General features: G+C 72.4%; 20 protein-coding genes. 16 read left to right on the forward strand and 4 right to left on the reverse strand.

All coding sequences use genetic code 11. The annotated features are described in order from the left end of the window. Positions 1-11 precede the first annotated feature (11 nt). From EV284_RS15655 to EV284_RS15670, 4 genes are all read right to left on the reverse strand, one after another. Entirely contained in the window at positions 12-2,369 is a 2,358-nt protein-coding gene (locus EV284_RS15655; protein ID WP_130334367.1) for a DUF3488 and transglutaminase-like domain-containing protein, read from the reverse strand. Next, positions 2,366-3,679, reverse strand: a complete 1,314-nt coding sequence (locus EV284_RS15660; RefSeq protein ID WP_130334369.1) for a DUF58 domain-containing protein — start codon at positions 3,677-3,679, stop codon at positions 2,366-2,368. The genes EV284_RS15655 and EV284_RS15660 overlap by 4 nt, the downstream gene beginning before the upstream one ends. Beyond that, on the reverse strand, positions 3,679-4,758 hold the full coding sequence (locus EV284_RS15665; protein ID WP_130334371.1) for a MoxR family ATPase: 1,080 nt from the start codon (positions 4,756-4,758) through the stop codon (positions 3,679-3,681). The genes EV284_RS15660 and EV284_RS15665 overlap by 1 nt, the downstream gene beginning before the upstream one ends. Positions 4,759-4,982: 224 nt before the next feature. Beyond that, on the reverse strand, positions 4,983-5,555 hold the full coding sequence (locus tag EV284_RS15670) for a carbonic anhydrase (protein ID WP_130334373.1): 573 nt from the start codon (positions 5,553-5,555) through the stop codon (positions 4,983-4,985). Positions 5,556-5,972: 417 nt separating this feature from the next. Here EV284_RS15670 and rsmH point away from each other — a divergent pair, with 417 nt between their 5' ends. The 16 genes from rsmH to EV284_RS15750 all read left to right on the forward strand — a co-directional run bounded on the left by rsmH (position 5,973) and on the right by EV284_RS15750 (position 23,826). Further along, on the forward strand, positions 5,973-6,929 hold the full coding sequence (rsmH, locus tag EV284_RS15675; protein ID WP_130334375.1) for a 16S rRNA (cytosine(1402)-N(4))-methyltransferase RsmH: 957 nt from the start codon (positions 5,973-5,975) through the stop codon (positions 6,927-6,929). A 43-nt stretch (positions 6,930-6,972) separates the two neighbouring features. Further along, positions 6,973-7,527, forward strand: coding sequence for a septum formation initiator family protein (locus tag EV284_RS15680; protein ID WP_130334377.1), 555 nt, complete (start codon positions 6,973-6,975; stop codon positions 7,525-7,527). A gap of 5 nt (positions 7,528-7,532) precedes the next feature. Further along, positions 7,533-9,485 (forward strand): penicillin-binding protein 2, encoded by a 1,953-nt coding sequence (locus tag EV284_RS15685; RefSeq protein ID WP_278045827.1) that lies wholly within the window; start codon positions 7,533-7,535, stop codon positions 9,483-9,485. A 146-nt stretch (positions 9,486-9,631) separates the two neighbouring features. Beyond that, positions 9,632-11,209: a UDP-N-acetylmuramoyl-L-alanyl-D-glutamate--2,6-diaminopimelate ligase gene (locus tag EV284_RS15690; protein ID WP_242625690.1), complete on the forward strand. Its 1,578-nt coding sequence runs from the start codon at positions 9,632-9,634 to the stop codon at positions 11,207-11,209. A gap of 4 nt (positions 11,210-11,213) precedes the next feature. Further along, positions 11,214-12,629, forward strand: coding sequence for a UDP-N-acetylmuramoyl-tripeptide--D-alanyl-D-alanine ligase (gene murF / locus EV284_RS15695; protein ID WP_130334383.1), 1,416 nt, complete (start codon positions 11,214-11,216; stop codon positions 12,627-12,629). Further along, the gene (mraY, locus tag EV284_RS15700; RefSeq protein WP_030810142.1) at positions 12,626-13,699 is read left to right on the forward strand and encodes a phospho-N-acetylmuramoyl-pentapeptide-transferase; all 1,074 of its coding nucleotides are present in this window, start codon (positions 12,626-12,628) and stop codon (positions 13,697-13,699) included. Before murF ends, mraY begins: the two co-directional genes overlap by 4 nt. Further along, positions 13,681-15,123, forward strand: a complete 1,443-nt coding sequence (murD, locus tag EV284_RS15705; RefSeq protein WP_207229043.1) for a UDP-N-acetylmuramoyl-L-alanine--D-glutamate ligase — start codon at positions 13,681-13,683, stop codon at positions 15,121-15,123. The genes mraY and murD overlap by 19 nt, the downstream gene beginning before the upstream one ends. Positions 15,124-15,193: 70 nt before the next feature. Then, positions 15,194-16,552: a putative lipid II flippase FtsW gene (ftsW, locus tag EV284_RS15710; RefSeq protein WP_130334385.1), complete on the forward strand. Its 1,359-nt coding sequence runs from the start codon at positions 15,194-15,196 to the stop codon at positions 16,550-16,552. A gap of 6 nt (positions 16,553-16,558) precedes the next feature. Beyond that, on the forward strand, positions 16,559-17,647 hold the full coding sequence (murG, locus tag EV284_RS15715) for an undecaprenyldiphospho-muramoylpentapeptide beta-N-acetylglucosaminyltransferase (RefSeq protein ID WP_130334387.1): 1,089 nt from the start codon (positions 16,559-16,561) through the stop codon (positions 17,645-17,647). A gap of 27 nt (positions 17,648-17,674) precedes the next feature. Then, positions 17,675-18,469, forward strand: a complete 795-nt coding sequence (locus EV284_RS15720; RefSeq protein ID WP_130334389.1) for an FtsQ-type POTRA domain-containing protein — start codon at positions 17,675-17,677, stop codon at positions 18,467-18,469. Positions 18,470-18,745: 276 nt separating this feature from the next. After that, positions 18,746-19,969 (forward strand): cell division protein FtsZ, encoded by a 1,224-nt coding sequence (gene ftsZ / locus EV284_RS15725; RefSeq protein WP_130334391.1) that lies wholly within the window; start codon positions 18,746-18,748, stop codon positions 19,967-19,969. After that, complete coding sequence (pgeF, locus tag EV284_RS15730) at positions 19,966-20,694, forward strand: peptidoglycan editing factor PgeF (protein ID WP_130334393.1); 729 nt, start codon at positions 19,966-19,968, stop codon at positions 20,692-20,694. The genes ftsZ and pgeF overlap by 4 nt, the downstream gene beginning before the upstream one ends. Positions 20,695-20,700: 6 nt before the next feature. Continuing rightward, complete coding sequence (locus EV284_RS15735) at positions 20,701-21,420, forward strand: YggS family pyridoxal phosphate-dependent enzyme (protein WP_130334395.1); 720 nt, start codon at positions 20,701-20,703, stop codon at positions 21,418-21,420. Positions 21,421-21,549: 129 nt separating this feature from the next. Next, positions 21,550-22,191, forward strand: coding sequence for a cell division protein SepF (gene sepF / locus EV284_RS15740; RefSeq protein ID WP_030810120.1), 642 nt, complete (start codon positions 21,550-21,552; stop codon positions 22,189-22,191). 50 nt (positions 22,192-22,241) lie between these two features. Beyond that, positions 22,242-22,532 (forward strand): YggT family protein, encoded by a 291-nt coding sequence (locus tag EV284_RS15745; protein ID WP_030810117.1) that lies wholly within the window; start codon positions 22,242-22,244, stop codon positions 22,530-22,532. 52 nt (positions 22,533-22,584) lie between these two features. Further along, positions 22,585-23,826, forward strand: coding sequence for a DivIVA domain-containing protein (locus EV284_RS15750; RefSeq protein WP_130334397.1), 1,242 nt, complete (start codon positions 22,585-22,587; stop codon positions 23,824-23,826). Positions 23,827-23,894 lie beyond the last annotated feature (68 nt).

Genomic DNA, 23,894 nt, shown 5'->3' on the forward strand with positions numbered 1-23,894 from the left:
GACCGGGTCCGCTATGCCTCCCCGCGCACCGGCCGCAGCGCCGCCGCCCTGGCCCGGAGGGCCGCCCAGCGGTCCTGGGCCGACCACAGCACCCGCCGGGCCGAGCGCGGCGCGAACAGGGCCCGCAGCCGGGTGCCCCGGCCCACCGGGACCGCCAGCCCGGCGATCGCCCGGCGCACGTCCTTGGCCAGGTCCGGCGCCGGTCGCGGCTCCGGGGCGTACAGCACCTGCTCCAGGGCGGCCGCCACCCGGTGCACCGCGGCCGCGGCCTCCGTGTCCAGCCGCCCCAGCCGCACGATCCGGGCCGCCGAGCCGCGGGGGGTCAGCGAGTCCTCCGGTATCACTCCGTGGTCCCAGGCACTGTCGGTGAGCTCCCGCCAGGCCGCCAGCGTCCGTCCGGCCGGACCGGGGGAGTGCCCGTCCAGCCGGCGTGCCCGCACCCGCGTCCGCCACAGCATCGGGGACAGCGGGAGCACCACCAGCGCCAGCGCGCCCAGCACGATCAGCGCGGCCCACAGACCGTCCGACGGACCCCCGCCCCCGCCCGGTGCCGCCACCGCCGCCGACGGGCCGGCACAGGCGCCCGACCTGTCCCCGGCGGCACAGCTCTCACTCCGCGTCGCCGCCTCCGACGGCTCCCTGGACGCCCCGCGCGAGGGCAGCTCCCGGTCCGGGCGGGCGCTGCTCGGGCTGTCCTGCTGGGTGTACGCCGGGGTCGTGCCCCGCGTCGGCGTGGGCTCGAACCGGGTCCAGCCCACGCCCTGGAAGTACAGCTCGGGCCAGGCGTGCGCGTCCTTCAGGCTCACCGACACCGAGCCGTCCCCCTGCGGGGTGCCCGGCGCGAACCCCACCGCGACCCTGGCCGGAATGCCCAGCGTGCGGGCCATCGCCGCCATGGCGAAGGAGAAGTGGACGCAGAACCCCTCCTTCTTCTTGAGGAAGTTGGCGATCGCGTCGGCGCCCCGGCCCACCTGCACCTGGGTGTCGTACCGGAAACCGCCGTCCACCGAGAACCAGTCCTGGAGCCGTACCGCCTCCTCGTAGTGGTTGCGGGCACCGGAGGTGACCTTCTCGGCGGTCCGCGCCACCACGTCCGGCAGCCGGGACGGCACCCGTGTGTACTCCCGCTCCAGCGCGGCCGGCGGCTTCGGGGCGCCGGCGAGCTGCTTCGCGGTCGGCTGCAGATCCAGGCTGGTGACCTGGTAGGTCTCGCCGCGCGTGGTCTGGCCGTGGTCACCGACCAGGGTCATGCCGACCGGCTCGTACCGCCAGTTGCCGTCGACCCGGACCCCGCTCGGCGGATACGGCATCGGCAGCCAGTCCTGGGCGTACCAGTCCGCCGCCGTGATCACCGTGCGCAGCGTGGTCCGCCTGACGTCGTCGCTCAGGCCCTCGGGGGCCGGGAAGACGCCGGGCACCGCGGCGATGCGGCGCTGGGACGGTTTCCAGTCGGTGCCGTCGAAGTCGTCCAGCGACACTATCCGCACGTACATGTCCGGCACTTCGCCGGCGCTGGGCCGCAGGGAGAGCACCTGGCGGTCGTCGTCCACGTTCAGGCTGTCGCGCAGCGACACCAGCGGATTCACCGCCGAGATGGTGCCGCCGCGGCCGTTGCCCGCGCCGACGCCCGACCCCGCCTGGCCCAGCAGGCCGCCGTGCAGCGTCGGCAGGGCCAGCGGCACCACCAGCGCCACACCGAGCGCCACCGCGCCGATCCGGCGGCCGGTGCGGGCCGGTGCCGTCACCCCGCCCGCCGGGGCACCCGCGCGCGGGGTGCCGCCGAAGACCCGGCCCCACTGGGCCAGCCGCTCCCGGCCCTCCGCGAGCAGCAGCATCAGATAACCGGCCGCCGCCACCAGGAACCACAGCCAGTCCGCGGCCCCGTCCCACAGCCCGGCCGCCACCGAGTACAGCGCCAGCAGCGGCAGTCCCGCCGGGGCCGCCCGCCGGAAGGACACCGCGAGGGTGTCCACCAGCAGATGCACCAGCAGCACCCCGCCGACCAGCAGCAGCTGGATGCCGTCGGTCAGCGGCGCCGGGATCGCGTAGTGGCTCACGTCGTCCGCGCCCTGCCCGAACAGCGCCCCGAACCGCCGGAACGCGTCAGGACCCGGCAGCAGCCCGCCCAGCGCCTCGGCCCGCGCGAAGACCAGCGTCAGCAGCACCAGCGTCACCAGCAGTTGCGCCACCAGCGTCAGCGACCGGGACAGCGGAACCCGGCGGGCCGCGATGCCCACGCCCGCCTGCACGGCCACCAGCAGCGCCGACAGCAGCAGCCAGACGGGGCCGTCGACCAGCGGCAGCAAGGCCGAGGACGCCATCAGCGTCGCCGCCGCCGCGCACAGCGCCAGTCGCGCCCGCCCGCTCATCCCCGTGCCTTCCCGCTCAGCGCGGCCGGACCCGGCCGCTCCCGGTCCGCCTGCCGCCACAGCTCCTCCAGCGAGGCACCGGGCGGCACGCCCAGCGCCGTCCAGCCGCCCTCGCGCAGCACCCGCAGCCGCTGGGGAAGCGGGGCGTTCGGCACGGGCACCGCCGTCGGCTCGCGCGTCCAGTCGTCCGGGTCGAGCACGAAGGCGACCGCGCCGCCGCGCCTGCGCATCCGGGCCACCGAGGCCGCCTGGCCGCCGTCCAGGTCGCCGAGGAAGGCGACCAGCAGCCCGTCGTGGCCGTCCCGCAGCACGTCGTACGCGCCCGCCAGGTCCGCGCCGTCGGAGTGGTCGATCACCGCGAGGGTGTCCATCATCAGCGCGGCCGCCGCCGCCCGCTCGTGCCCCGAGCCGCCCTCGCCGGACACCGTCACCCCGAAGTCCGTCAGCAGCCGCACCGAGAACCCCCGCTCCAGCAGATGCGCCACCACCGAGGCCGCACCCGACACCGCCCACTCGAAGGCCGAACCGGGGCCCGCGCCCTCGTAGGCCGCCGCGCGGGTGTCCAGCAGCACCGTGCAGCGCGAGCGGCGGGGCTGCTCCTCGCGGCGCACCATCAGCTCGCCGTGCTTGGCGGTGGAGCGCCAGTGGACCCGGCGCAGGTCGTCACCGTGCCGGTAGCCGCGCGGGATCACGTCGTCCTCGCCGGCCAGCGCCAGCGAGCGCTGCCGTCCGTCGCCGTGCCCGAGCGCCTCCCCGCCGAACCGCACCGGCGGCAGCGGCTCCACCCGCGGCAGCACCGTGAGGGTGTCGTACGCCGAGAAGGACCGGGTCAGCTCGCACATCCCGAACGGGTCGCTCAGCCGCACCTGGAGCGGGCCGAGCCGGTATCTGCCGCGCAGGTCCGAGCGGACCCGGTAGGACACCTCGCGGTGGCCGCCCGGCTCGACCCGGTCCAGCACGAAACGCGGCCGGGGCCCCAGCACGTACGGCACCCGGTCCTGGAGCATCAGCAGGCCGGTGGGCAGCCGGGAGACGTTGTCCACCCTGAGCCGGACCCGCGCCTCCCCGGTCGCGGGCACCCGGGTGGGCGCCAGGCCGCGCTCGGCGGTCACCCGGTGCCGGGTGCGGTGCAGGACGGCCGCGCAGAGCAGCGGGAGCACCGCCAGCAGCAGGCCCACCCGCAGCAGGTCGTCCTGGCCCAGCACATACGCGCAGATCGCGGCCGCGATCCCGGCGGCCAGGAAGGAGCGCCCGCGGGTGGTGAGCCCCGACAGCGTCGCGCGCACCCCGCCCCGCCCCCCGGCTGACATCACAGGCCCCGGGGAGACCGCAGCGGCCGCGGGGGAAGGGCCGGCGAGGCGTCCAGGCCGTCGTAGCCGCTCTGCCGGCCGGTGGTGGGCACGGCCGTCCGCTGGATGATCTCCCGCACCACGTCCTCGGCCGTCCGCCCGTTGAGCTGGGCCTCCGAGGTGGGCAGCAGCCGGTGGGCCAGCACGGGCGGGGCGAGCGCCTGGAGGTCGTCCGGCAGCGCGTACTCCCTGCCCTCCAGGGCGGCGGACGCCTTGGCCGCGCGCAGCAGGTGCAGCGTCGCGCGCGGCGAGGCGCCGAGTCTGAGGTCGGGGTGGACGCGGGTGGCGGCGACCAGCTCCACCGCGTACCGCCGCACGGCCTCCGAGACGTGCACCGTGCGCACCGTCTCGATCAGCTTCACGATCTCGTGCGCGTGCGCCACCGGCTCCAGGTCCGTGAGCGGGGAGGCGCCGCCGTGCACGTCCAGCATCCGCAGCTCGGCCTCGACGCTGGGGTAGCCCACCGAGACGCGGGCCATGAAGCGGTCGCGCTGGGCCTCGGGCAGCGGGTACGTGCCCTCCATCTCGACCGGGTTCTGCGTCGCCACCACCATGAAGGGGTTCGGCAGTTCGTAGCTGTGGCCGTCGATGGTGACCTGGCGCTCCTCCATGGACTCCAGCAGCGCCGACTGGGTCTTGGGGGAGGCGCGGTTGATCTCGTCGCCGATCACGAGCTGCGCGAAGATCGCCCCCGGCTTGAACTCGAAGTCACCGCCCCGCTGGTCCCAGATGGAGACCCCGGTGATGTCCGAGGGCAACAGGTCGGGGGTGAACTGGATGCGCCGCACCGAGCAGTCGATGGACCGCGCCAGCGCCTTGGCCAGCATGGTCTTGCCCACGCCGGGGACATCCTCGATCAGCAGGTGCCCCTCGGCGAGCAGCACGGTCAGCGCGAGCCGTACGACCTCGGGCTTGCCCTCGATCACTTCCTCCACCGAAGCGCGGACACGCTCCGCGGTGGCGGTCAGATCCCGCCCCGCGCCCGACTCCGTCCGAGCGGGGACGCCCCCCTGGCTCGCCCGATCGTCATAGGTCGTCACCCGGCCCTCCTCGGCCCGTCATCACCCGGGGCCTGTGCACGCGAGCGCGACCGGCCCACCCCGGAACTGCGACGCCGCGCGGACCAGGCCGCGCGCCGTCACACCCCGCATTCTTGCCGCCGTTACGGATTCGTGTCACCGCCTGTGGACAACTGCCCCCGCGATGCCGGGCTTGCGGCCCTTTCACCCCCCGCCACGAGGGCGGGAGGAGGGCCGCCGGGGCGTCAGGCCGACTTCGCGGCGCCGCCCTCGGCCGGGTCGATCTCACGGAGCAGACCGGTGCGCACGTCGAAGACGAAGCCGCGCACGTCGTCGGTGTGCAGCAGGAACGGGGAGGTCCGCACCCGCTGCATCGACTGCCGTACGTCCTGGTCCACGTCGCGGAACGCCTCCACCGCCCACGCCGGGCGCTGGCCGACCTCCATCTCCAGGTCGTGCCGGAACTCCTCGGTGAGGGACTCCAGGCCGCATCCGGTGTGGTGGATCAGGACCACGCTGCGGGTGCCCAGCGCGCGCTGACTGATGGTCAGCGAGCGGATCACGTCGTCGGTGACCACGCCGCCCGCGTTGCGGATCGTGTGACAGTCGCCCAGCTCGAGGCCGAGCGCGGCGTGCAGGTCGAGGCGGGCGTCCATGCAGGCGACGACGGCGACCTGGAGCACCGGACGCGCGTCCATGCCGGGGTCGGTGAACTCGCTCGCATACGTCTGGTTGGCGTCGACCAGGCGGTCCGTCACGCTGCCGTCACCCGTTATGGCGCCGTCGGACCCGGTCGGAACTGCTGCGGAAGTCGTCATGCACCCGACGTTACTGGTCACCGGTGCGCCCGGCCCGCTGTGGACGGCCACAAAGAACCACTTCGTGGCTTGTTGTGAGCTAACCCACACGGAGCGCGAACCTCCGCCGGACGGGTGAATCCCGGCGAATCGCGGGGCCCGCCCGGAAGCCGTACGCGACGCGCAGGCCGGTTGATTGACCGCGACACAGGGTGGACTAAAGTGACGCGAAGCGGGAGGCGCGGCTCTTCCCGCTGGTGAAACCCCCGGAGATCCCGGCATCCGCCCGGACCGTCTCCCCGCGTGCGCGGCGCGTACGTGCGGCTCGGCCTCCTCCCGCTCCCGGCCGGCCGACGCTTCCGGCGCCGGCGGGCCTCCCCTTCACGGAGCGGGCGGGGACCCGGCGGTGCGTACCGCCCGCCGGAATGAGAGGCCCCCTTGACCGAGAGTCGACACGTCCCGGTGATGCTCCAGCGGTGCCTGGACCTGCTGGCGCCCGCCCTGGAGCGGCCTGGAGCGGTGGTCGTCGACTGCACCCTCGGCCTCGGCGGCCACAGCGAGGCACTGCTGGCCCGCTTCCCCGAGGCCCGGCTGATCGGCCTCGACCGGGACAAGGAAGCCCTGCGCCTGTCCGGCGAACGCCTCGCCCCCTACGGCGACCGCGCCACCCTCGTGCACGCCGTCTACGACGAGCTCCCCGAGGTCCTCGACCGCCTGGACATCCCGTCCGTCCAGGGCGTCCTCTTCGACCTCGGCGTCTCCTCCATGCAGCTGGACGAGGCCGACCGAGGCTTCGCCTACGCCCAGGACGCCCCGCTCGACATGCGCATGGACCAGACGACCGGCATCAGCGCCGCCGAGGTCCTCAACACCTACCCGGCCGGGGAACTGGTGCGCATCCTGCGCGCGTACGGCGAGGAGAAGCAGGCCAAGCGGATCGTCTCGGCGGTCGTCCGCGAGCGCGAGAAGGAGCCGTTCACCAACAGCGCCCGCCTGGTCGAGCTGATCCGGGACGCCCTGCCGCAGGCCGCCAAGCGCACCGGCGGGAACCCGGCCAAGCGCACCTTCCAGGCCCTGCGCATCGAGGTCAACGGCGAACTCTCCGTGCTGGAACGGGCCGTACCGGCCGCGGTGAAGGCGCTCGCGGTCGGCGGGCGGATCGCCGTGCTGTCGTACCAGTCGCTGGAGGACCGGCTGGTCAAGCAGGTCTTCGCGGCCGGCGCCGCCACCACGGCGCCGCCCGGACTGCCCGTGGTGCCCGAGCGCTACCAGCCGCGCCTCAAGCTCCTCACCCGCGGTGCCGAACTTCCCACCGAGGAGGAGATCGCCGAGAACCGCCGGGCCGCCCCGGCCAGGCTGCGCGGCGTCGAGCGCATCAGGGAGGACGCCGAGTGAACGAACCGGGCCGGCCGGGTGCCACGACCCGCCGGGAGGGACAGTGAGCAGCAAGCCCGCACCTCGGGGGAGGGCGGCCCGGCTCGCCCGGCTCATTCCCGCGGGCCGCGCCCGCGCGGCCCGCACCCCCTTCGTCCTCCTCGTCGTCCTGCTCCTCGGCGGCGGGCTCCTCGGCCTGCTGGTGCTCAACTCCGCGCTCAGCGAAGGGTCGTTCGAGCTGGACGACATACAGCGCCGGACCAAGAGCCTCACCGACGAGGAACAGGCCCTCCAGCGGGACATCGACGCCTACTCCGCGCCCGACGCCCTCCAGCGCCGCGCCCGCGAACTCGGCATGGTCCCCGGCGGCGACCCCGCCTTCCTCGATCCCGACGGCAGCGTCAAGGGCGTCCCCAGCGCGGCCCCCCGCTCCGCCGCCCTCACCGGCCCGCGCGCCCCCGAGGCGCTGACCGCTGCCCCGAGCACCGCCCCGGGCACCTTCCCGGCGACCACGCCGAGCGGCACGCCCGGCAGCACCCCGGCGAGCCCCGCCGCCACGACTCCCGCGCCGGGCGGCACCCTCCGGTCCGCCCCCACCACCCCGACCCCCGGCAGGTGACGGAAGTGTCCGACAGGGAAACGCCGCGCCGCCGCGTGCCCGGACCCGCGAGGCCGCCCCGCCCCCGGGGCGCGGCCCCCCGCCGCCCCGCCCCCCAGGGCCGTCCCGTCCGCCGGCCGTCCGGCGGACGCCGGCCCCCGGCCAAGCCCGCCCTCCGGCTCGGCAGCCCCCGGCCCCGGCTGCGCCTGGTCGGTCTCGCCCTCGCCCTGGTGCTGACCGCCTTCACCGTGCGCCTCCTCCAGGTGCAGGCGGTGGACGCGAGCACCTACAGCGCCAAGGCCGAGCAGAACCGGTACGTGGCACACATCCTCACCGCCGAGCGGGGCGGCATCACCGACCGCAACGGCGTCGCCCTCGCCGTCAGCGAGGACGCCTACGACATCACCGCCGACCCGATGATGTTCAACAGCGAACAGCTCAAGATCGCCGACGGGCCCGAGCAGGCCGCCGCGCTGCTCGCCCCGATCCTCGGCCAGGACCAGGAAGCGCTCGTCAGGAAGCTCCGCCCGGCCAACAGGCAGTCCCGCTACGCCCGGCTGGCCTCCCGGCAGACCCCTCAGGTCTGGAAGCAGATCAAGGACCTCAAGGCCGCCTTCGTCAAGAAGGGCACCCCCAATGTGCTCGCCGGGGTCTTCGCCGACCCCAGCAGCCAGCGCGTGTACCCCAACAAGGAGCTGGCCGCCGGGATACTGGGCTGGGTCAACAGCGAGGGCCGGGGCGGCGGCGGCATCGAGCAGCAGCTCGACAAGCAGCTCTCCGGCAAGGACGGCAAGATCCGCTACGCCCAGTCCGGCGGCCGCGAGGTGCCCACCGCCGGCTCCACCGAGACGCCCGCCGTGCCCGGCAACGACGTCGAGCTGACCATCGACCGCGACATCCAGTGGGCCGCGCAGAACGCTATCTCCGAGCAGGTGAGGAAGTCCAAGGCCGACCGCGGCTACGTCGTCGTCCAGGACACCGCCACCGGCCAGATCCTCGCCATGGCCAACTCGCCCGGCTTCGACCCCAACGACCTCTCCAAGGCCGACTCCGCCGCCATGGGCAACCCCGCCCTCCAGGACGCGTACGAGCCCGGCTCCACCGCCAAGGTGATGTCCATGGCGGCCGTGCTGGAGGAGAACGCGGCCACCCCGCTCACCCACGTCGTCGTGCCCAACCGGCTGCACCGGGGCGACCGGCTCTTCCAGGACGACGTCGACCACGCCACCTGGTACCTCACCCTCAACGGGGTGCTCGCCAAGTCCAGCAACATCGGCACCATCCTCGCCACCGGCCAGCTCGGCAAGACCCAGCGGGCCGCCAACGACACGCTCTACTCCTACCTGCGCCAGTTCGGCATCGGCCGCTACACGGGGCTCGGCTTCCCCGGCGAGACACCGGGCATCCTCGCGCCCGCCGCCAAGTGGTCCACCTCGCAGCAGTACACGATCCCTTTCGGCCAGGGCTTCTCCATCAACGCCATGCAGGCCGCCTCCGTCTACTCCACCATCGCCAACGGCGGAGTCCGCGTCGCGCCCACCCTGGTGCGCGGCACCAAGGGCGCCGACGGCCGCTTCGCCCCGGCGCCCCAGCCCAAGAAGACCCGTGTGGTCAGCGAGAAGACCGCGAAGACCGTGGCCCAGATGCTGGAGTCGGTCGTCGACGACGAGCAGGGCACCGGCATCAAGGCCCGCATCCCCGGCTACCGGGTCGCGGGCAAGACCGGCACCGCCAACCGCGTCGATCCGGCCACCGGCAGGTACCACGGCTACACCTCGTCCTTCGCTGGCTTCGCCCCCGCCGACAAGCCCCGCGTCACCGTCTACTGCGCCATCCAGAACGCGACCTCCGGCAGCTACTTCGGCGGCCAGATCTGCGGTCCGGTCTACAAGCAGGTGATGGAGTTCGCGCTGAAGACCATGCAGGTGCCGCCGACCGGAGCCAAGGCCGCCGCCCTGCCCGTCTCCTACCAGCCCTGACCCGCCCCCACCGGAACCAGGCACCGACCACCAGGAACGAGCCCGTGACAACGATCACCCCCGACGACGGGAACCGAGGGACCCACCGCACCGAGCGCGAGCCCCGTTTTAGCTCCGGAGCGGGTACTCCCGGTACGCTCACCGCCGTGCCACACGCCGATCAGTCCCAAACCACTCAGAAAGGCGCTTCCGTGACAAATCCGGGACCGCCGCGACCGGTTCAGGTCTCCGCCACCTCCCTCGCGGAACTGGCCGGTCAACTGGGTACCGCCGCGCCCGCCGAGACCGCCGCGTCCGTCGGGGTCACCGGCATCACCCACGACTCGCGGGCCGTCCGCCCCGGTGACATGTACGCCGCCCTGTCCGGCGCCAGACTGCACGGCGCCGACTTCGCCGTCCAGGCGGCGGGCCTGGGTGCCGTCGCCGTCCTCACCGACCCGGCCGGCGCCGACCGCGCCGCCGCGACCGGTCTGCCGGTCCTGGTCGTCGAGGACCCGCGTACGGAGATGGGCGAGCTGGCCGCCACCATCTACGGGCACCCCGGCCGGGACATGCTCCAGATCGGCATCACCGGCACCTCCGGCAAGACCACCACCGCCTACCTGGTCGAGGGCGGCCTGCGGGCGGCCGGCCGGACCACCGGGCTGGTCGGCACCGTCGAGACCCGCATCGGCGACGAGCGCATCAAGTCCGAGCGCACCACCCCCGAAGCCACCGACCTCCAGGCCCTGTTCGCCGTCATGCGCGAACGCGGCACCGACGCCGTCGCCATGGAGGTCTCCAGCCACGCCCTGGTCCTCGGCCGGGTCGACGGCTGTGTCTTCGACATCGCGGTCTTCAACAACCTCAGCCCGGAGCACATGGAGTTCCACTCCGGCATGGAGGACTACTTCCAGGCCAAGGCGAGCCTGTTCACGCCCGAGCGCAGCAGGCTCGGCGTGGTCAACGCCGACGACGAGTACGGCCGCAGGCTCGTCACCGAGGCCGGCGTGCCCGTCGTCACCTTCTCCGCCGAGGGCCACCCGGACGCCGACTGGCGCGCCGAGGACGTCCAGATCGGCCCCATGGACTCCACGTTCACCGCGCTCGGCCCCAAGGGCGAGCGGGTGCACGCCCGTTCGCCGCTGCCCGGCCCGTTCAACGTGGCCAACACCCTGGCCGCGCTGGCCGCCCTCGCGGCCGCCGGGATCGACCCGCAGACCGCCGCCGACGGCATCGCCGCCGTGCCCGGCGTCCCCGGCCGCCTGGAGCGCGTCGACGCCGGACAGCCCTACCTCGCCGTCGTCGACTACGCCCACAAGACCGACGCGGTCGAGTCGGTGCTCAAGGCGCTGCGCAAGGTCACCAAGGGCCGGGTGCACCTCGTGCTCGGCTGCGGCGGCGATCGCGACCGCACCAAGCGCGGTCCGATGGGCGCGGCCGCGGCCCGGTACGCCGACACGGCCGTACTGACCTCCGACAACCCCCGCTCCGAGGACCCGCTGGCGATCCTGGCGGCCATGCTCGAAGGCGCCGCCTCCGTCCCCGCGCACGAGCGGGGCGAGGTGCTGCTGTTCGAGGAGCGGGCCGCCGCCATCGCCGCCGCCGTGGGCCGTGCCGCCGCCGGTGACGCGGTGCTGGTCGCGGGCAAGGGCCACGAGCAGGGCCAGGACATCGCCGGCGTGATCCGTCCCTTCGACGACCGCCAGGTGCTCCGCGAAGCCATCGAGAACACCCAGGGATGAACTTGTGATCGCCCTCTCCCTCGCCGAGATCGCAGCAGTCGTCGGCGGGCAGACGCACGACATACCGGACACGTCCGTCCAGGTCACCGGCCCGGTCGTCCGGGACTCCCGCGAGGTGGTGCCCGGCACCCTGTTCGTCGCCTTCGTCGGCGAGCGGGTGGACGGCCACGACTTCGCCGCCCAGGTCGTCGAGGCGGGCGCGGTCGCCGTACTGGCGTCGCGTCCCGTCGGCGTGCCCGCGATCGTCGTGGACGACGTCCAGGACGCCCTCGGCGCCCTCGCCCGCCATGTCGTCGAACGGCTCGGCGCGACCCTCGTCGCGCTGACCGGCTCGGCCGGCAAGACCAGCACCAAGGACCTCATCGCCCAGGTGCTCGGCGGCAAGGCGCCGACCGTGTTCACACCCGGCTCGCTGAACAACGAGATCGGGCTGCCGCTGACCGCCCTGTCCGCCACCGAGGAGACGAAGTTCCTCGTGCTGGAGATGGGCGCCCGCGGCATCGGGCACATCCGCTACCTGGCCGAACTCACCCCGCCGAAGGTCGGGTTGGTGCTCAACGTGGGCAGCGCCCACATCGGCGAGTTCGGTGGCCGCGAGCAGATCGCCCAGGCCAAGGGCGAGTTGGTGGAGAGCCTGCCCCCGGCGGCGGACGGCGGCGCGGCGATCCTCAACGCCGACGACCCGCTGGTGCGCGCGATGGCCTCCCGTACCAAGGCGAAGGTGGTCCTTTTCGGAGAGTCGGCCGAAGCGGACGTACGCGCCGAGAACGTACGACTCACGGACAGCGGGCAGCCCTCCTTCAGGCTTCACACACCCTCCGGTGCAAGCGATGTGACCATGCGCCTGTACGGTGAGCATCACGTGTCGAACGCGCTCGCCGCGGCCGCCGTCGCCCATGAGCTGGGCATGTCCGCAACCGAGATCGCCACCGCGCTCTCCGGGGCGGGCACCATCTCCCGCTGGCGCATGGAGGTCACCGAGCGCCCGGACGGCGTGACCATCGTCAATGACGCCTACAACGCCAACCCCGAGTCCATGCGGGCCGCCCTCAGGGCGCTCGTGGCCATGGGCAAGGGGCGCCGCACGTGGGCGGTGCTCGGCAAGATGGCCGAGCTGGGGGACGAGGCTCTCGCCGAGCACGACGCGGTCGGACGGCTCGCCGTCCGGCTCAACGTCAGCAAGCTCGTCGCGGTCGGTGGCATCGAAGCCTCCTGGCTGCAACTGGGCGCATACAACGAGGGTTCGTGGGGTGAGGAGTCGGTGCACGTGTCCGACGCACAGGCGGCGATCGACCTTTTGCGCAAGCAGTTGCGTCCGGGGGACGTCGTGCTGGTGAAGGCGTCCCGGTCGGTGGGGCTGGAGAGCGTCGCGCAGACGCTCGCCGAGGCCGGTACCGAGGGTGAGGTCGCCGCCCGATGATGAACCAGGTCCTGTTCTCGGGCGTCATCGGTCTCTTCCTGACGCTGATCGGCACCCCGCTGCTGATCAAGCTCCTCGCCCGCAAGGGTTACGGCCAGTACATCCGCGACGACGGCCCGCGCGAGCACGCCAGCAAGCGCGGTACGCCGACCATGGGCGGTATCGCCTTCATCCTGGCCACGATCGCCGCGTACTTCCTCAGCAAGGTGATCACCGGCAAGCCGCCGACCTACTCCGGCCTGCTGGTGCTCGGCCTGATGTTCGGCATGGGCCTGGTCGGCTTCCTCGACGACTACATCAAGATCGTCAAGCGGCGCTCGCTCGGTCTGCGGGCCAAGGCGAAGATGGCCGGCCAGCTCATAGTCGGCATCGGGTTCGCCGTCCTCGCCCTGCAGTTCCCCGACAACCGGGGCAACACGCCGGCCTCCACCAAGCTGTCGTTCATCACCGACTTCGGCTGGACCATCGGCCCGGTGCTGTTCGTGGTCTGGGCGCTCTTCATGATCCTCGCCATGTCCAACGGCGTGAACCTCACCGACGGTCTGGACGGCCTGGCCACCGGCGCCTCCGTCCTCGTCTTCGGCGCCTACACGTTCATCGGCGTCTGGCAGTTCCAGGAGTCCTGCGCCAACGCCATGACCCTGACCAACCCGGCCGCCTGCTACGAGGTGCGCGACCCGCTGGACCTCGCGGTGGTCGCCTCCGCCCTGATGGGCGCCTGCCTGGGCTTCCTGTGGTGGAACACCTCCCCGGCGAAGATCTTCATGGGCGACACCGGCTCGCTCGCCCTCGGCGGTGTCCTCACCGGCCTGGCCATCCTCTCCCGCACGGAGCTGCTGGTGGCCATCATGGGCGGCCTTTTCGTCCTCATCACCATGTCGGTCGTCATCCAGGTCGGCTCCTTCCGGCTCACCGGCAAGCGCGTCTTCCGGATGGCACCGCTCCAGCACCACTTCGAACTCAAGGGCTGGTCCGAGGTCCTTGTCGTGGTCCGCTTCTGGATCATCCAGGGCATCTGCGTCATCGTCGGACTGGGCCTCTTCTACGCGGGATGGGCAGCGGACAAGTGACCTCCTCGGTGCCTTCGGGAACCAGCGAATTCCAGGGCAAGCACGTCACCGTCGCCGGGCTCGGCGTCTCCGGCCTGCCGGCCGCGAAGGCGCTGCACGCCCGCGGGGCGATCGTCACGGCCGTCAACGACGGCGACGACGCCCGCGCCCGCGAGCAGGCGGCGGAGCTGGAGGCGCTCGGCATCACCGTCCGCCTCGGCGACGGCGCGACGCTGCCCGAGGGCACCGAGCTGATCGTCACCGCCCCCGGCTGGCAGCCCGGCAAGCCGCTGTTCCGCGCCGCCGAGCAGGCGGGCGTCCCCGTCTGGGGCGACGTCGAGCTGGCCTGGCGCCTGCGCGGGCCCGACGCGGCCCCCTGGCTCGCCGTCACCGGCACCAATGGCAAGACCACCACCGTGCAGATGCTCGCCGCCATCCTCAAGGCGGCGGGCCTGCGCACCGCCGCGGTCGGCAACATCGGCGTCTCCCTGCTGGACGCCGTCCTCGGCGACGAGCAGTACGACGTGCTCGCCGTCGAGCTGTCCAGCTACCAGCTCCACTGGGCGCCCTCCCTGCGCGCCTACTCCGGCGCGGTCCTCAACCTCGCCCCGGACCACCTCGACTGGCACGGCTCCATGGACGCCTACGCCGCCGACAAGGGCCGCATCTACGAGGGCAACAAGGTCGCCTGCGTCTACAACGTGGCCGACCCGCGCACCGAGGACCTGGTGCGCGAGGCCGACGTCGAAGAGGGCTGCCGGGCCGTCGGGTTCACGCTCCAGGCGCCGGCCGTCTCCCAACTCGGCGTGGTGGACGGCATCCTGGTCGACCGCGCCTTCGTGGAGAACCGGCAGAAGAACGCGCAGGAGCTGGCCGAGGTCTCCGACGTCGACCCGCCCGCCCCGCACAACATCGCCAACGCCCTTGCCGCGGCGGCCCTCGCGCGCTCCTTCGGGGTGCCCGCGCAGGCGGTGCGCGACGGACTGCGCGCCTTCAAGCCCGACGCCCACCGCATCGCCCACGTCGCCGACGTCGACGGCGTGGCCTACGTGGACGACTCCAAGGCCACCAACACCCACGCCGCCGAAGCCTCGTTGGCCGCCTACGAGCCGATCGTCTGGATCGCCGGGGGACTGGCCAAGGGCGCCGAGTTCGACGAACTGGTGGCCAACTCCGCGAAGCGGCTGCGGGGGGTCGTCCTGATCGGCGCCGACCGCGCGCTGATCCGCGAGGCCCTGGCGCGACACGCGCCGGAAGTACCCGTCGTGGACCTCGACCGGACCGACACTGGGGCGATGCTCCAGGCGGTGACGGAGGCGAAGCGGCTGGCCCGGCCCGGCGACACGGTCCTGCTGGCCCCGGCCTGCGCCTCCATGGACATGTTCACCAACTACAACCAGCGCGGCGACGCGTTCGCGGCCGCGGTCCGCGAACTCGGCGCCTGACCCCGGCCGCCCGTGCCGGGCGGACCTTGGGAGGGACGCGTGGGACGGTCGACGTTCAGCGGAGGCCAGGATGCCCGTTAGCCGTACCGGACGGCCGCCCGTACAGCGGGTGGCCCGTCCCGCGTCCCCCGGGATCGCCGGCGACAACCCGCTGCGCCGGCTGCGCGACCGCGCCCGCAAGGCGTGGGACCGGCCGCTGACCGCCTACTACCTGATCCTGGGCGGCAGCATGCTGATCACCGTCCTGGGCCTGGTGATGGTCTACTCGGCCTCCCAGATCACCGCGCTGCAGCTCTCGCTGCCCGGCTCGTTCTTCTTCCGCAAGCAGTTCCTCGCCGCGCTCATCGGCGGCGCGCTGCTGTTCGCCGCCTCCCGGATGCCGGTCAAGCTGCACCGGGCGCTGGCCTACCCGATCCTGGCCGCCGCCGTGTTCTCCATGGCCCTGGTGCAGGTGCCGGGGGTGGGCATGTCGGTCAACGGCAACCAGAACTGGATCTCGCTCGGCGGCTCCTTCCAGATCCAGCCCAGCGAGTTCGGCAAGCTCGCCCTGGTGCTGTGGGGCGCCGACCTGATCGCCCGCAAGCAGGAGAAGCGGCTGCTGACCCAGTGGAAGCACATGCTGGTCCCGCTGGTCCCGGTCGCCTTCCTGCTGCTGGGGCTGATCATGCTCGGCGGCGACATGGGCACCGCGATCATCCTCACCGCGATCCTGTTCGGCCTGCTCTGGCTGGCCGGCGCCCCGACCCGCCTCTTCGCCGGGGTGCTGTCGGTGGCGGGGCTGATCGGTGTGATCCTCATCAAGACCAGCCCCAACCGGATGGCCCGGCTCGCCTGCATCGGCGCCACCGAGCCCAAGGCGGGCGCCGCCGACTGCTGGCAGGCCGTGCACGGCATCTACGCCCTGGCCTCGGGCGGGATCTTCGGTTCCGGACTGGGTGCCAGCGTGGAGAAATGGGGCCAACTCCCCGAAGCCCACACGGACTTCATCTTCGCCGTCACAGGTGAGGAACTGGGCCTGGCGGGCACGTTGTCGGTACTGGCCCTGTTCGCGGCTCTAGGCTATGCGGGTATCCGCGTGGCCGGACGCACGGAGGACCCCTTCGTGAGGTACGCCGCGGGAGGCGTGACGACGTGGCTCATCGCCCAGGCGGTGATCAACATCGGTGCGGTGCTCGGCCTGCTGCCGATCGCCGGCGTCCCGCTCCCGCTGTTCTCCTACGGAGGGTCCGCCCTGCTGCCGACCATGTTCGCCGTCGGGCTGCTGATCGCGTTCGCGCGTGACGAGCCCGGTGCGCGGGCGGCACTTGCGATGCGGCAACCCCGCTTTGGTAGAAAGCGGTCGGGGGGCTCCCGTGCCGAGCGGGTGCCACGGAGATGGAACACGATGCGACGGCGTGCCTCAGCGGCGCGTTCGTCCGGAGAGCGGTGAATTTCGGTGCATGTCGTACTCGCCGGCGGGGGTACCGCGGGCCACATCGAGCCCGCGCTCGCCCTCGCGGACGCCCTGCGCAGGCAGGACCCCACCGTGGGGATCACGGCCCTGGGCACGGAGCGCGGTCTGGAGACCCGGCTCGTCCCGGAGCGCGGCTACGAGCTGGCGCTGATCCCGGCGGTCCCGCTGCCGCGCAAGCCCACCCCCGAGCTGATCACCGTGCCGGGCCGGCTGCGCGGCACGATCAAGGCCGCCGAGCAGATCCTGGAGCGCACCAAGGCGGACGCGGTGGTCGGCTTCGGCGGCTACGTCGCGCTGCCCGGCTACCTGGCCGCCAAGCGCCTGGGCGTGCCGATCGTGATCCACGAGGCCAACGCCCGCCCCGGTCTGGCCAACAAGATCGGCTCCCGCTACGCGGCCCGGGTCGCGGTCTCCACGCCCGACAGCAAGCTGCGTGACGCCCGCTACATCGGCATCCCGCTGCGCCGCTCCATCGCCACCCTGGACCGTGCCGCCGCGCGCCCCGAGGCCCGCGCCCGCTTCGGCCTGGACCCGAACCTGCCCACGCTGCTCGTCTCCGGCGGCTCCCAGGGCGCCCGGCACCTCAACGAGGTCGTCCAGCGGGTCGCGCCCTGGCTCCAGCAGGCCGGCATCCAGATCCTGCACGCGGTCGGCCCGAAGAACGAACTGCCGCAGGTGCAGCAGATGCCGGGGATGCCCCCGTACGTCCCGGTAAGTTATCTGGACCGGATGGACCTCGCGTACGCCGCGGCCGACATGATGCTCTGCCGCGCGGGCGCGATGACCGTCGCCGAACTGACCGCCGTCGGACTTCCGGCCGCCTACGTCCCGCTGCCCATCGGCAACGGCGAACAGCGGCTGAACGCCCAGCCGGTGGTCAAGGCGGGCGGCGGACTCCTCGTGGACGACGCGGAACTGACGCCGGAGTGGGTGCAGCGACACGTGCTCCCGGTCCTCGCCGACCCGCACCGTCTCTACGAGATGTCCCGCGCCGCCGGTGAGTTCGGCCGCCGGGACGCCGACGACCTGCTCGTCGGCATGGTGTACGAGGCCATCGCCTCCAGCCGTTAGGCATCGCACGACGAAGGGACAGCGAGCGTGGCCGGTTCGACCACCGCCGAGCGCGGTGAACGCCAGCAGGAGTCGGCCGGCCCGCCGCTCGTCCGCAGGTTCAGGCGCCCCCGCCTTCGTGTGATCATCGCATCGGCCGTCGCGCTGGTCCTGACGGGCGCCGGTGCCGTCTGGCTGCTCTACGGCTCCGAGTGGCTGCGCGTACGGCACGTCTCGGTCTCCGGCACCCAGGTGCTCAGCCCGGCCGAGGTCCGCACCGCCGCCGCCGTTCCCGTCGGCGCCCCGCTGGCCTCCGTCGGCACGGACGCCGTCGAGGCCCGGCTCAAGGGGAAGTTGCGCCGTGTCGACACCGTCGAGGTGTCCCGGTCCTGGCCGGACGGCATCACCCTGAAGGTCACCGAGCGCACCCCGGTGCTGCTGGCCCGCGAGAAGGGCGGGTTCACCGAGATCGATCACGAGGGCGTACGTTTCGCGGTCGTGGGGAAGGCGCCGAAGGGTGTACCGATGCTCGAACTCGCCGCTTCCCGCAAGGGATCGGGTGCCGCCAGCCTGCGCCGCTTCGGCACCGGACGTCTCGTGCGCGAGGCGGTCCGGGTGGCCGGCAGCCTCCCGCCCGCCGTCGCCCGCGACACCGGGACGGTCAAGGTGAGCTCGTTCGACGCCATCACGCTGGAGTTGGGCCGCGGACGCACCGTGGAGTGGGGGAGCGGGGAGCAGGGCCGCGCCAAGGCACGGGCCCTCACAGCTCTCATGAAAGCAGCTCCGAGCGCCCGGCACTTCGACGTGAGTGTGCCCACCGCCCCCGCGTCAGCGGGGAGTTGACGCACATCAGCGCAGGCCAGCACCCTGGTTGGGCACTGCTACGGCTGATCACATAGGGTGAAAAGAAAAACGGGAGGTTCGGCGTGTTCGTTGAACGGGCGCCGCTTGTCGACTTAGTGTCCTGTTCAGAAGACTCCAGGGAACAGACACACTGGTAACCCTAAACTTCAGCGTTAGGGTTCGGGTCGGCGTTCGGACCGTCCCAATTCGGCATCCGTCGTCCCGGTCGGGAACCGCCCGGCGCGACAACGTAATTCGAGGCGAGAGGCCTTCGACGTGGCAGCACCGCAGAACTACCTCGCAGTCATCAAGGTCATCGGTGTCGGCGGCGGTGGTGTCAATGCCATCAACCGGATGATCGAGGTCGGCCTCAAGGGCGTCGAGTTCATCGCCATCAACACCGACGCGCAGGCATTGTTGATGAGCGACGCCGACGTCAAGCTGGACGTCGGCCGTGAACTCACCCGCGGACTCGGGGCCGGCGCCAACCCGGCCGTCGGCCGCAAGGCCGCCGAGGACCACCGCGAGGAGATCGAGGAGGTCCTCAAGGGGGCCGACATGGTCTTCGTGACCGCCGGCGAGGGCGGCGGCACCGGCACCGGCGGCGCGCCCGTCGTGGCCAACATCGCCCGCTCACTGGGCGCCCTCACCATCGGCGTGGTCACCCGCCCGTTCACCTTCGAGGGCCGGCGCCGCGCCAACCAGGCCGAGGACGGCATCGCGGAGCTGCGCGAAGAGGTCGACACCCTCATCGTGATCCCCAACGACCGGCTGCTGTCCATCTCGGACCGCCAGGTCTCGGTCCTGGACGCGTTCAAGTCCGCCGACCAGGTCCTGCTCTCCGGTGTCCAGGGCATCACCGACCTGATCACCACCCCCGGCCTGATCAACCTGGACTTCGCCGACGTCAAGTCGGTCATGTCCGAGGCCGGTTCGGCCCTCATGGGCATCGGCTCGGCCCGCGGCGACGACCGCGCGGTGGCCGCCGCCGAGATGGCGATCTCCTCGCCGCTGCTGGAGGCGTCCATCGACGGCGCCCGGGGCGTCCTGCTCTCCATCTCCGGCGGCTCCGACCTCGGCCTCTTCGAGATCAACGAGGCGGCCCAGCTCGTCAGCGAGGCCGCCCACCCCGAGGCCAACATCATCTTCGGCGCGGTCATCGACGACGCCCTCGGCGACGAGGTGCGGGTCACCGTGATCGCGGCCGGCTTCGACGGCGGCCAGCCCCCGGCCCGGCGGGACAACGTCCTCGGCTCGTCCTCGGCCTCCTCCTCCGCCAACTCCTCGGCCCAGCGCCGCGAGGAGCCCGCTCCGCCGCGCCAGCAGCAGGCGGAGAGCCGCCCGTCCTTCGGCTCGCTCGGCAGCGTGACCCCGAAGGAGGAGCCGGAGCCGGCTCCCGAGCCGGTGGTCGAGATCCCGGTGGCCCCGCCGGTGCCGCAGTCCCGCACCTACGCGGACAGCGCGGCCGAGGAGCTGGACGTGCCGGACTTCCTGAAGTGATAGGACAGCGCGGACACGTGAGCGGCGCGCACTTCGCCTTCACCGACAGGTGGGGCGGGGTGAGCGCCGCTCCGTATGCGGAGCTCAATCTCGGCGGCGCGGTCGGCGACGACCCCGGCGCGGTGCGGACCAACCGCGAACTGACCGCCGGGGCGCTGGGCCTGGACCCGGCGCGGGTGGTCTGGATGAACCAGGTGCACGGCACCGAGGTCGCGGTCGTGGACGAGCCCTGGGGCGAGCGCCCGGTGCCGGAGGTCGACGCGATCGTCACCGCCCGCCGCGGCCTCGCCCTCGCCGTGCTCACCGCCGACTGCGTGCCGGTGCTGCTCGCCGACCCCGTCGCGGGTGTGGTCGCGGCGGCACACGCGGGGCGGCCCGGCATGCTCGCCGGGGTCGTCCCGGCCGCCGTGCGCGCGATGACCGGTCTCGGAGCCGAGCCCGGCCGGATCGTCGCCCGCACCGGACCCGCCGTGTGCGGCCGGTGCTACGAGGTGCCGGAGGCGATGCGCGCCGAGGTCGCCGCCGCCGAGCCGGCGGCGCACGCCGAGACGAGCTGGGGCACTCCCGCCGTCGACGTGGGCGTCGGAGTGCACGCGCAGCTCGACCGGCTCGGGGTGCGCGACCGGGAGCAATCCCCGGTGTGCACAAAGGAGTCGGACGATCACTTCTCGTACCGCCGCGACCGCTCCACCGGGCGGCTCGCCGGCTATGTGTGGCTGGACTGACGGAGCATGACGGACCGTAGGACCGAACTCGCCGGAAACCTGGCGAAGGTTGAGGAACGCATCGCCGCCGCATGCGCGGCCGCGGGGCGGGCACGTGAAGAGGTGACCCTGATCGTGGTCACCAAGACCTACCCGGCCGACGACGTGCGCATCCTGTCGGAACTGGGGGTGCGTCAGGTCGCGGAGAACCGGGACCAGGACGCGGCGCCCAAGCACGCCGAGTGCGCGGATCTGCCCCTGGAATGGCACTTCGTGGGTCAGTTGCAGACCAACAAGGTGCGTTCCGTGGTCGGTTACGCCGATGTCGTGCAGTCCGTCGACCGGGACCGGCTCGTCACCGCACTCTCCAAGGAGGCCGTGCGGACCGGGCGCGAGATCGGCTGCCTCATCCAGGTCGCCCTGGACGCGGGGGCGAGCGGCCGGGGCGAGCGGGGCGGAATCGCACCGGCCGGGATCGGGGAGTTGGCGGACCTGATCGCCGGCTCGCCCGGACTGCGGCTGGACGGCCTGATGACCGTCGCGCCGCTCACCGGCGAGTACGCGGGACGCGAACGCGCGGCGTTCGAACGGCTCATGGATTTGTCGACCGACCTGCGCCGGGCCCATCCTGCTGCAACCATGGTGTCCGCAGGGATGAGCGCGGACCTCGAGGAGGCCGTGGCGGCCGGGGCGACACATGTGCGCGTCGGCAGCGCGGTACTCGGAGTCCGTGCCAGGCTCGGGTAACGTCGCCAAGAAGTCGGACCACAGCAGAAAATATGGTCAATGTCCGCCGAAAGCGGGCGCAACGACCGAGTGGATCGCGGGAATCTGGCAGTCGTCACCCGATCCACCACAGAGCGGAGGACTCAGAGCATGGCCGGCGCGATGCGCAAGATGGCGGTCTACCTCGGCCTCGTGGAGGACGATGGGTACGACGGCCGGGGTTTCGACCCCGACGACGACTTCGAGCCCGAACTGGACCCGGAGCCCGAGCGGGACCACCGACGACACGAGCCGACACACCAGCCGCACAGTGCACATGTGTCCCAAAGGGATGAATCGGTGCGAGTGGTGCAGCCTCCGGCGCAACGCGAACCGGTGTCCCATTCCCCGGCGCTGACCGCGGAATCGGGCCGCCCGGCGCGTATCGCGCCCGTGGCGTCCATCACACAAGAACGTCAGTCCCTGGAGAAGAACGCGCCGGTGATCATGCCCAAGGTCGTGTCGGAACGAGAGCCGTACCGCATCACCACGCTGCACCCGCGGACCTACAACGAGGCCCGTACCATCGGGGAACACTTCCGCGAGGGCACCCCGGTGATCATGAATCTGACCGAGATGGACGACACCGACGCGAAGCGACTTGTCGACTTTGCGGCGGGTTTGGTGTTTGGACTCCACGGCAGTATCGAACGGGTGACGCAGAAGGTCTTCCTGTTGTCTCCTGCTAACGTCGATGTCACGGCGGAGGACAAGGCCCGCATCGCAGAGGGCGGGTTCTTCAACCAGAGCTGAAGACGCACCACCGGAAGACGCACGGAACAGGGGAGAGGGAACCAGCAGCCATGAGCGTGTTCGCGCAGGTGATCTACATCGCGCTGATGGTGTTTCTCGTCGTCCTGATCTTCCGGCTGGTCATGGACTACGTCTTCCAGTTCGCCCGCTCGTGGCAACCCGGCAAGGCGATGGTGGTCGTACTGGAGGCCACCTACACTGTCACCGATCCACCGTTGAAGCTTCTGCGGCGGTTCATCCCGCCGTTGCGGCTCGGGGGCGTGGCACTCGACCTGTCCTTCTTCGTCCTGATGATCATCGTCTACATCCTCATCACCGTGGCGGGGAGCTTCGTGCGATGAGGGTGGACGATACGGTCTTGCCGACTGCCGATGACTACGTTGAGGTGAAGAGATGCCGTTGACCCCCGAGGACGTGCGGAACAAGCAGTTCACGACCGTCCGCCTCCGAGAAGGCTATGACGAGGACGAGGTCGATGCCTTCCTCGACGAGGTCGAAGCCGAACTGACCCGTCTGCTCCGCGAGAACGAGGATCTGCGCGCCAAGCTGGCCGCCGCCACCCGGGCCGCCGCGCAGAACCAGCAGAACATGCGCAAGCCCCCGGAGCAGGGGCAGGACCAGCAGCAGGGCATGCGCGGTCCCGGCGCCCCGGTCCCCGCCGGGATATCGGGTCCGCCGCAGCAGCAGATGGGTGGCCCCATGGGTGGCCCGCCCCAGCTGCCGAGCGGTGCCCCGCAGCTCCCCGCCGGTCCCGGCGGACAGGGCGGCCCGCAGGGCCCCGGCCCGATGGGCCAGGGTCAGATGGGCCAGGGTCCGATGGGCCAGGGCCAGGGACAGATGGGCCAGGGCCCCATGGGTCAGGGTCAGATGGGCCAGGGTCCGATGGGCCAGGGTCAGGGACAGATGGGCCACGGCCCCATGGGTCAGGGTCCCGGTCCGATGGGCCAGGGTCCGATGGGTGGTCAGCCGCCCATGCAGCAGCAGATGGGCGGCCCGATGGGCGGCCCCGGCCTGCCCGGTCAGGGTGGCCCCGGCGGCGACAGCGCCGCGCGTGTCCTCTCGCTCGCCCAGCAGACCGCCGACCAGGCGATCGCCGAGGCCCGCTCCGAGGCCAACAAGATCGTCGGCGAGGCCCGCAGCCGCGCCGAGGGTCTGGAGCGCGACGCCCGTGCCAAGGCCGACGCCCTGGAGCGGGACGCGCAGGAGAAGCACCGCGTGGCCATGGGCTCCCTGGAGTCCGCGCGCGCCACGCTGGAGCGCAAGGTCGAGGACCTGCGCGGCTTCGAGCGCGAGTACCGGACGCGTCTGAAGTCGTACCTGGAGTCTCAGCTCCGTCAGCTCGAGACGCAGGCCGACGACTCGCTCGCTCCGCCGCGCACTCCGGCCGCCGCGTCCCTCCCGCCGTCCCCGGCGCCCTCGATGGCTCCGGCCGGCGCGAGCGCACCGTCCTACGGTGGCGGCAACCAGGGCATGGGCGGCCCCCAGTCGCCCGCCGGCCCGTCCTACGGCGGCCAGCAGCAGATGACGCCGGCCATGACCCAGCCGATGGCTCCGGTCCGGCCGCAGGGCCCGTCCCCGATGGGCCAGGCTCCCTCGCCGATGCGTGGGTTCCTGATCGACGAGGACGACAACTGACGGCCCCGCACGGCCTTTAGTACGCCACAGGCGTCGGCAGCGTTCAGGGCGGCCCCCGGACTTCAGGT

Origin of the sequence: Streptomyces sp. BK022, from assembly GCF_004217355.1 — a bacterium.
In the GTDB taxonomy this organism is placed as follows: Bacteria; Actinomycetota; Actinomycetes; order Streptomycetales; family Streptomycetaceae; genus Streptomyces; species Streptomyces griseoluteus.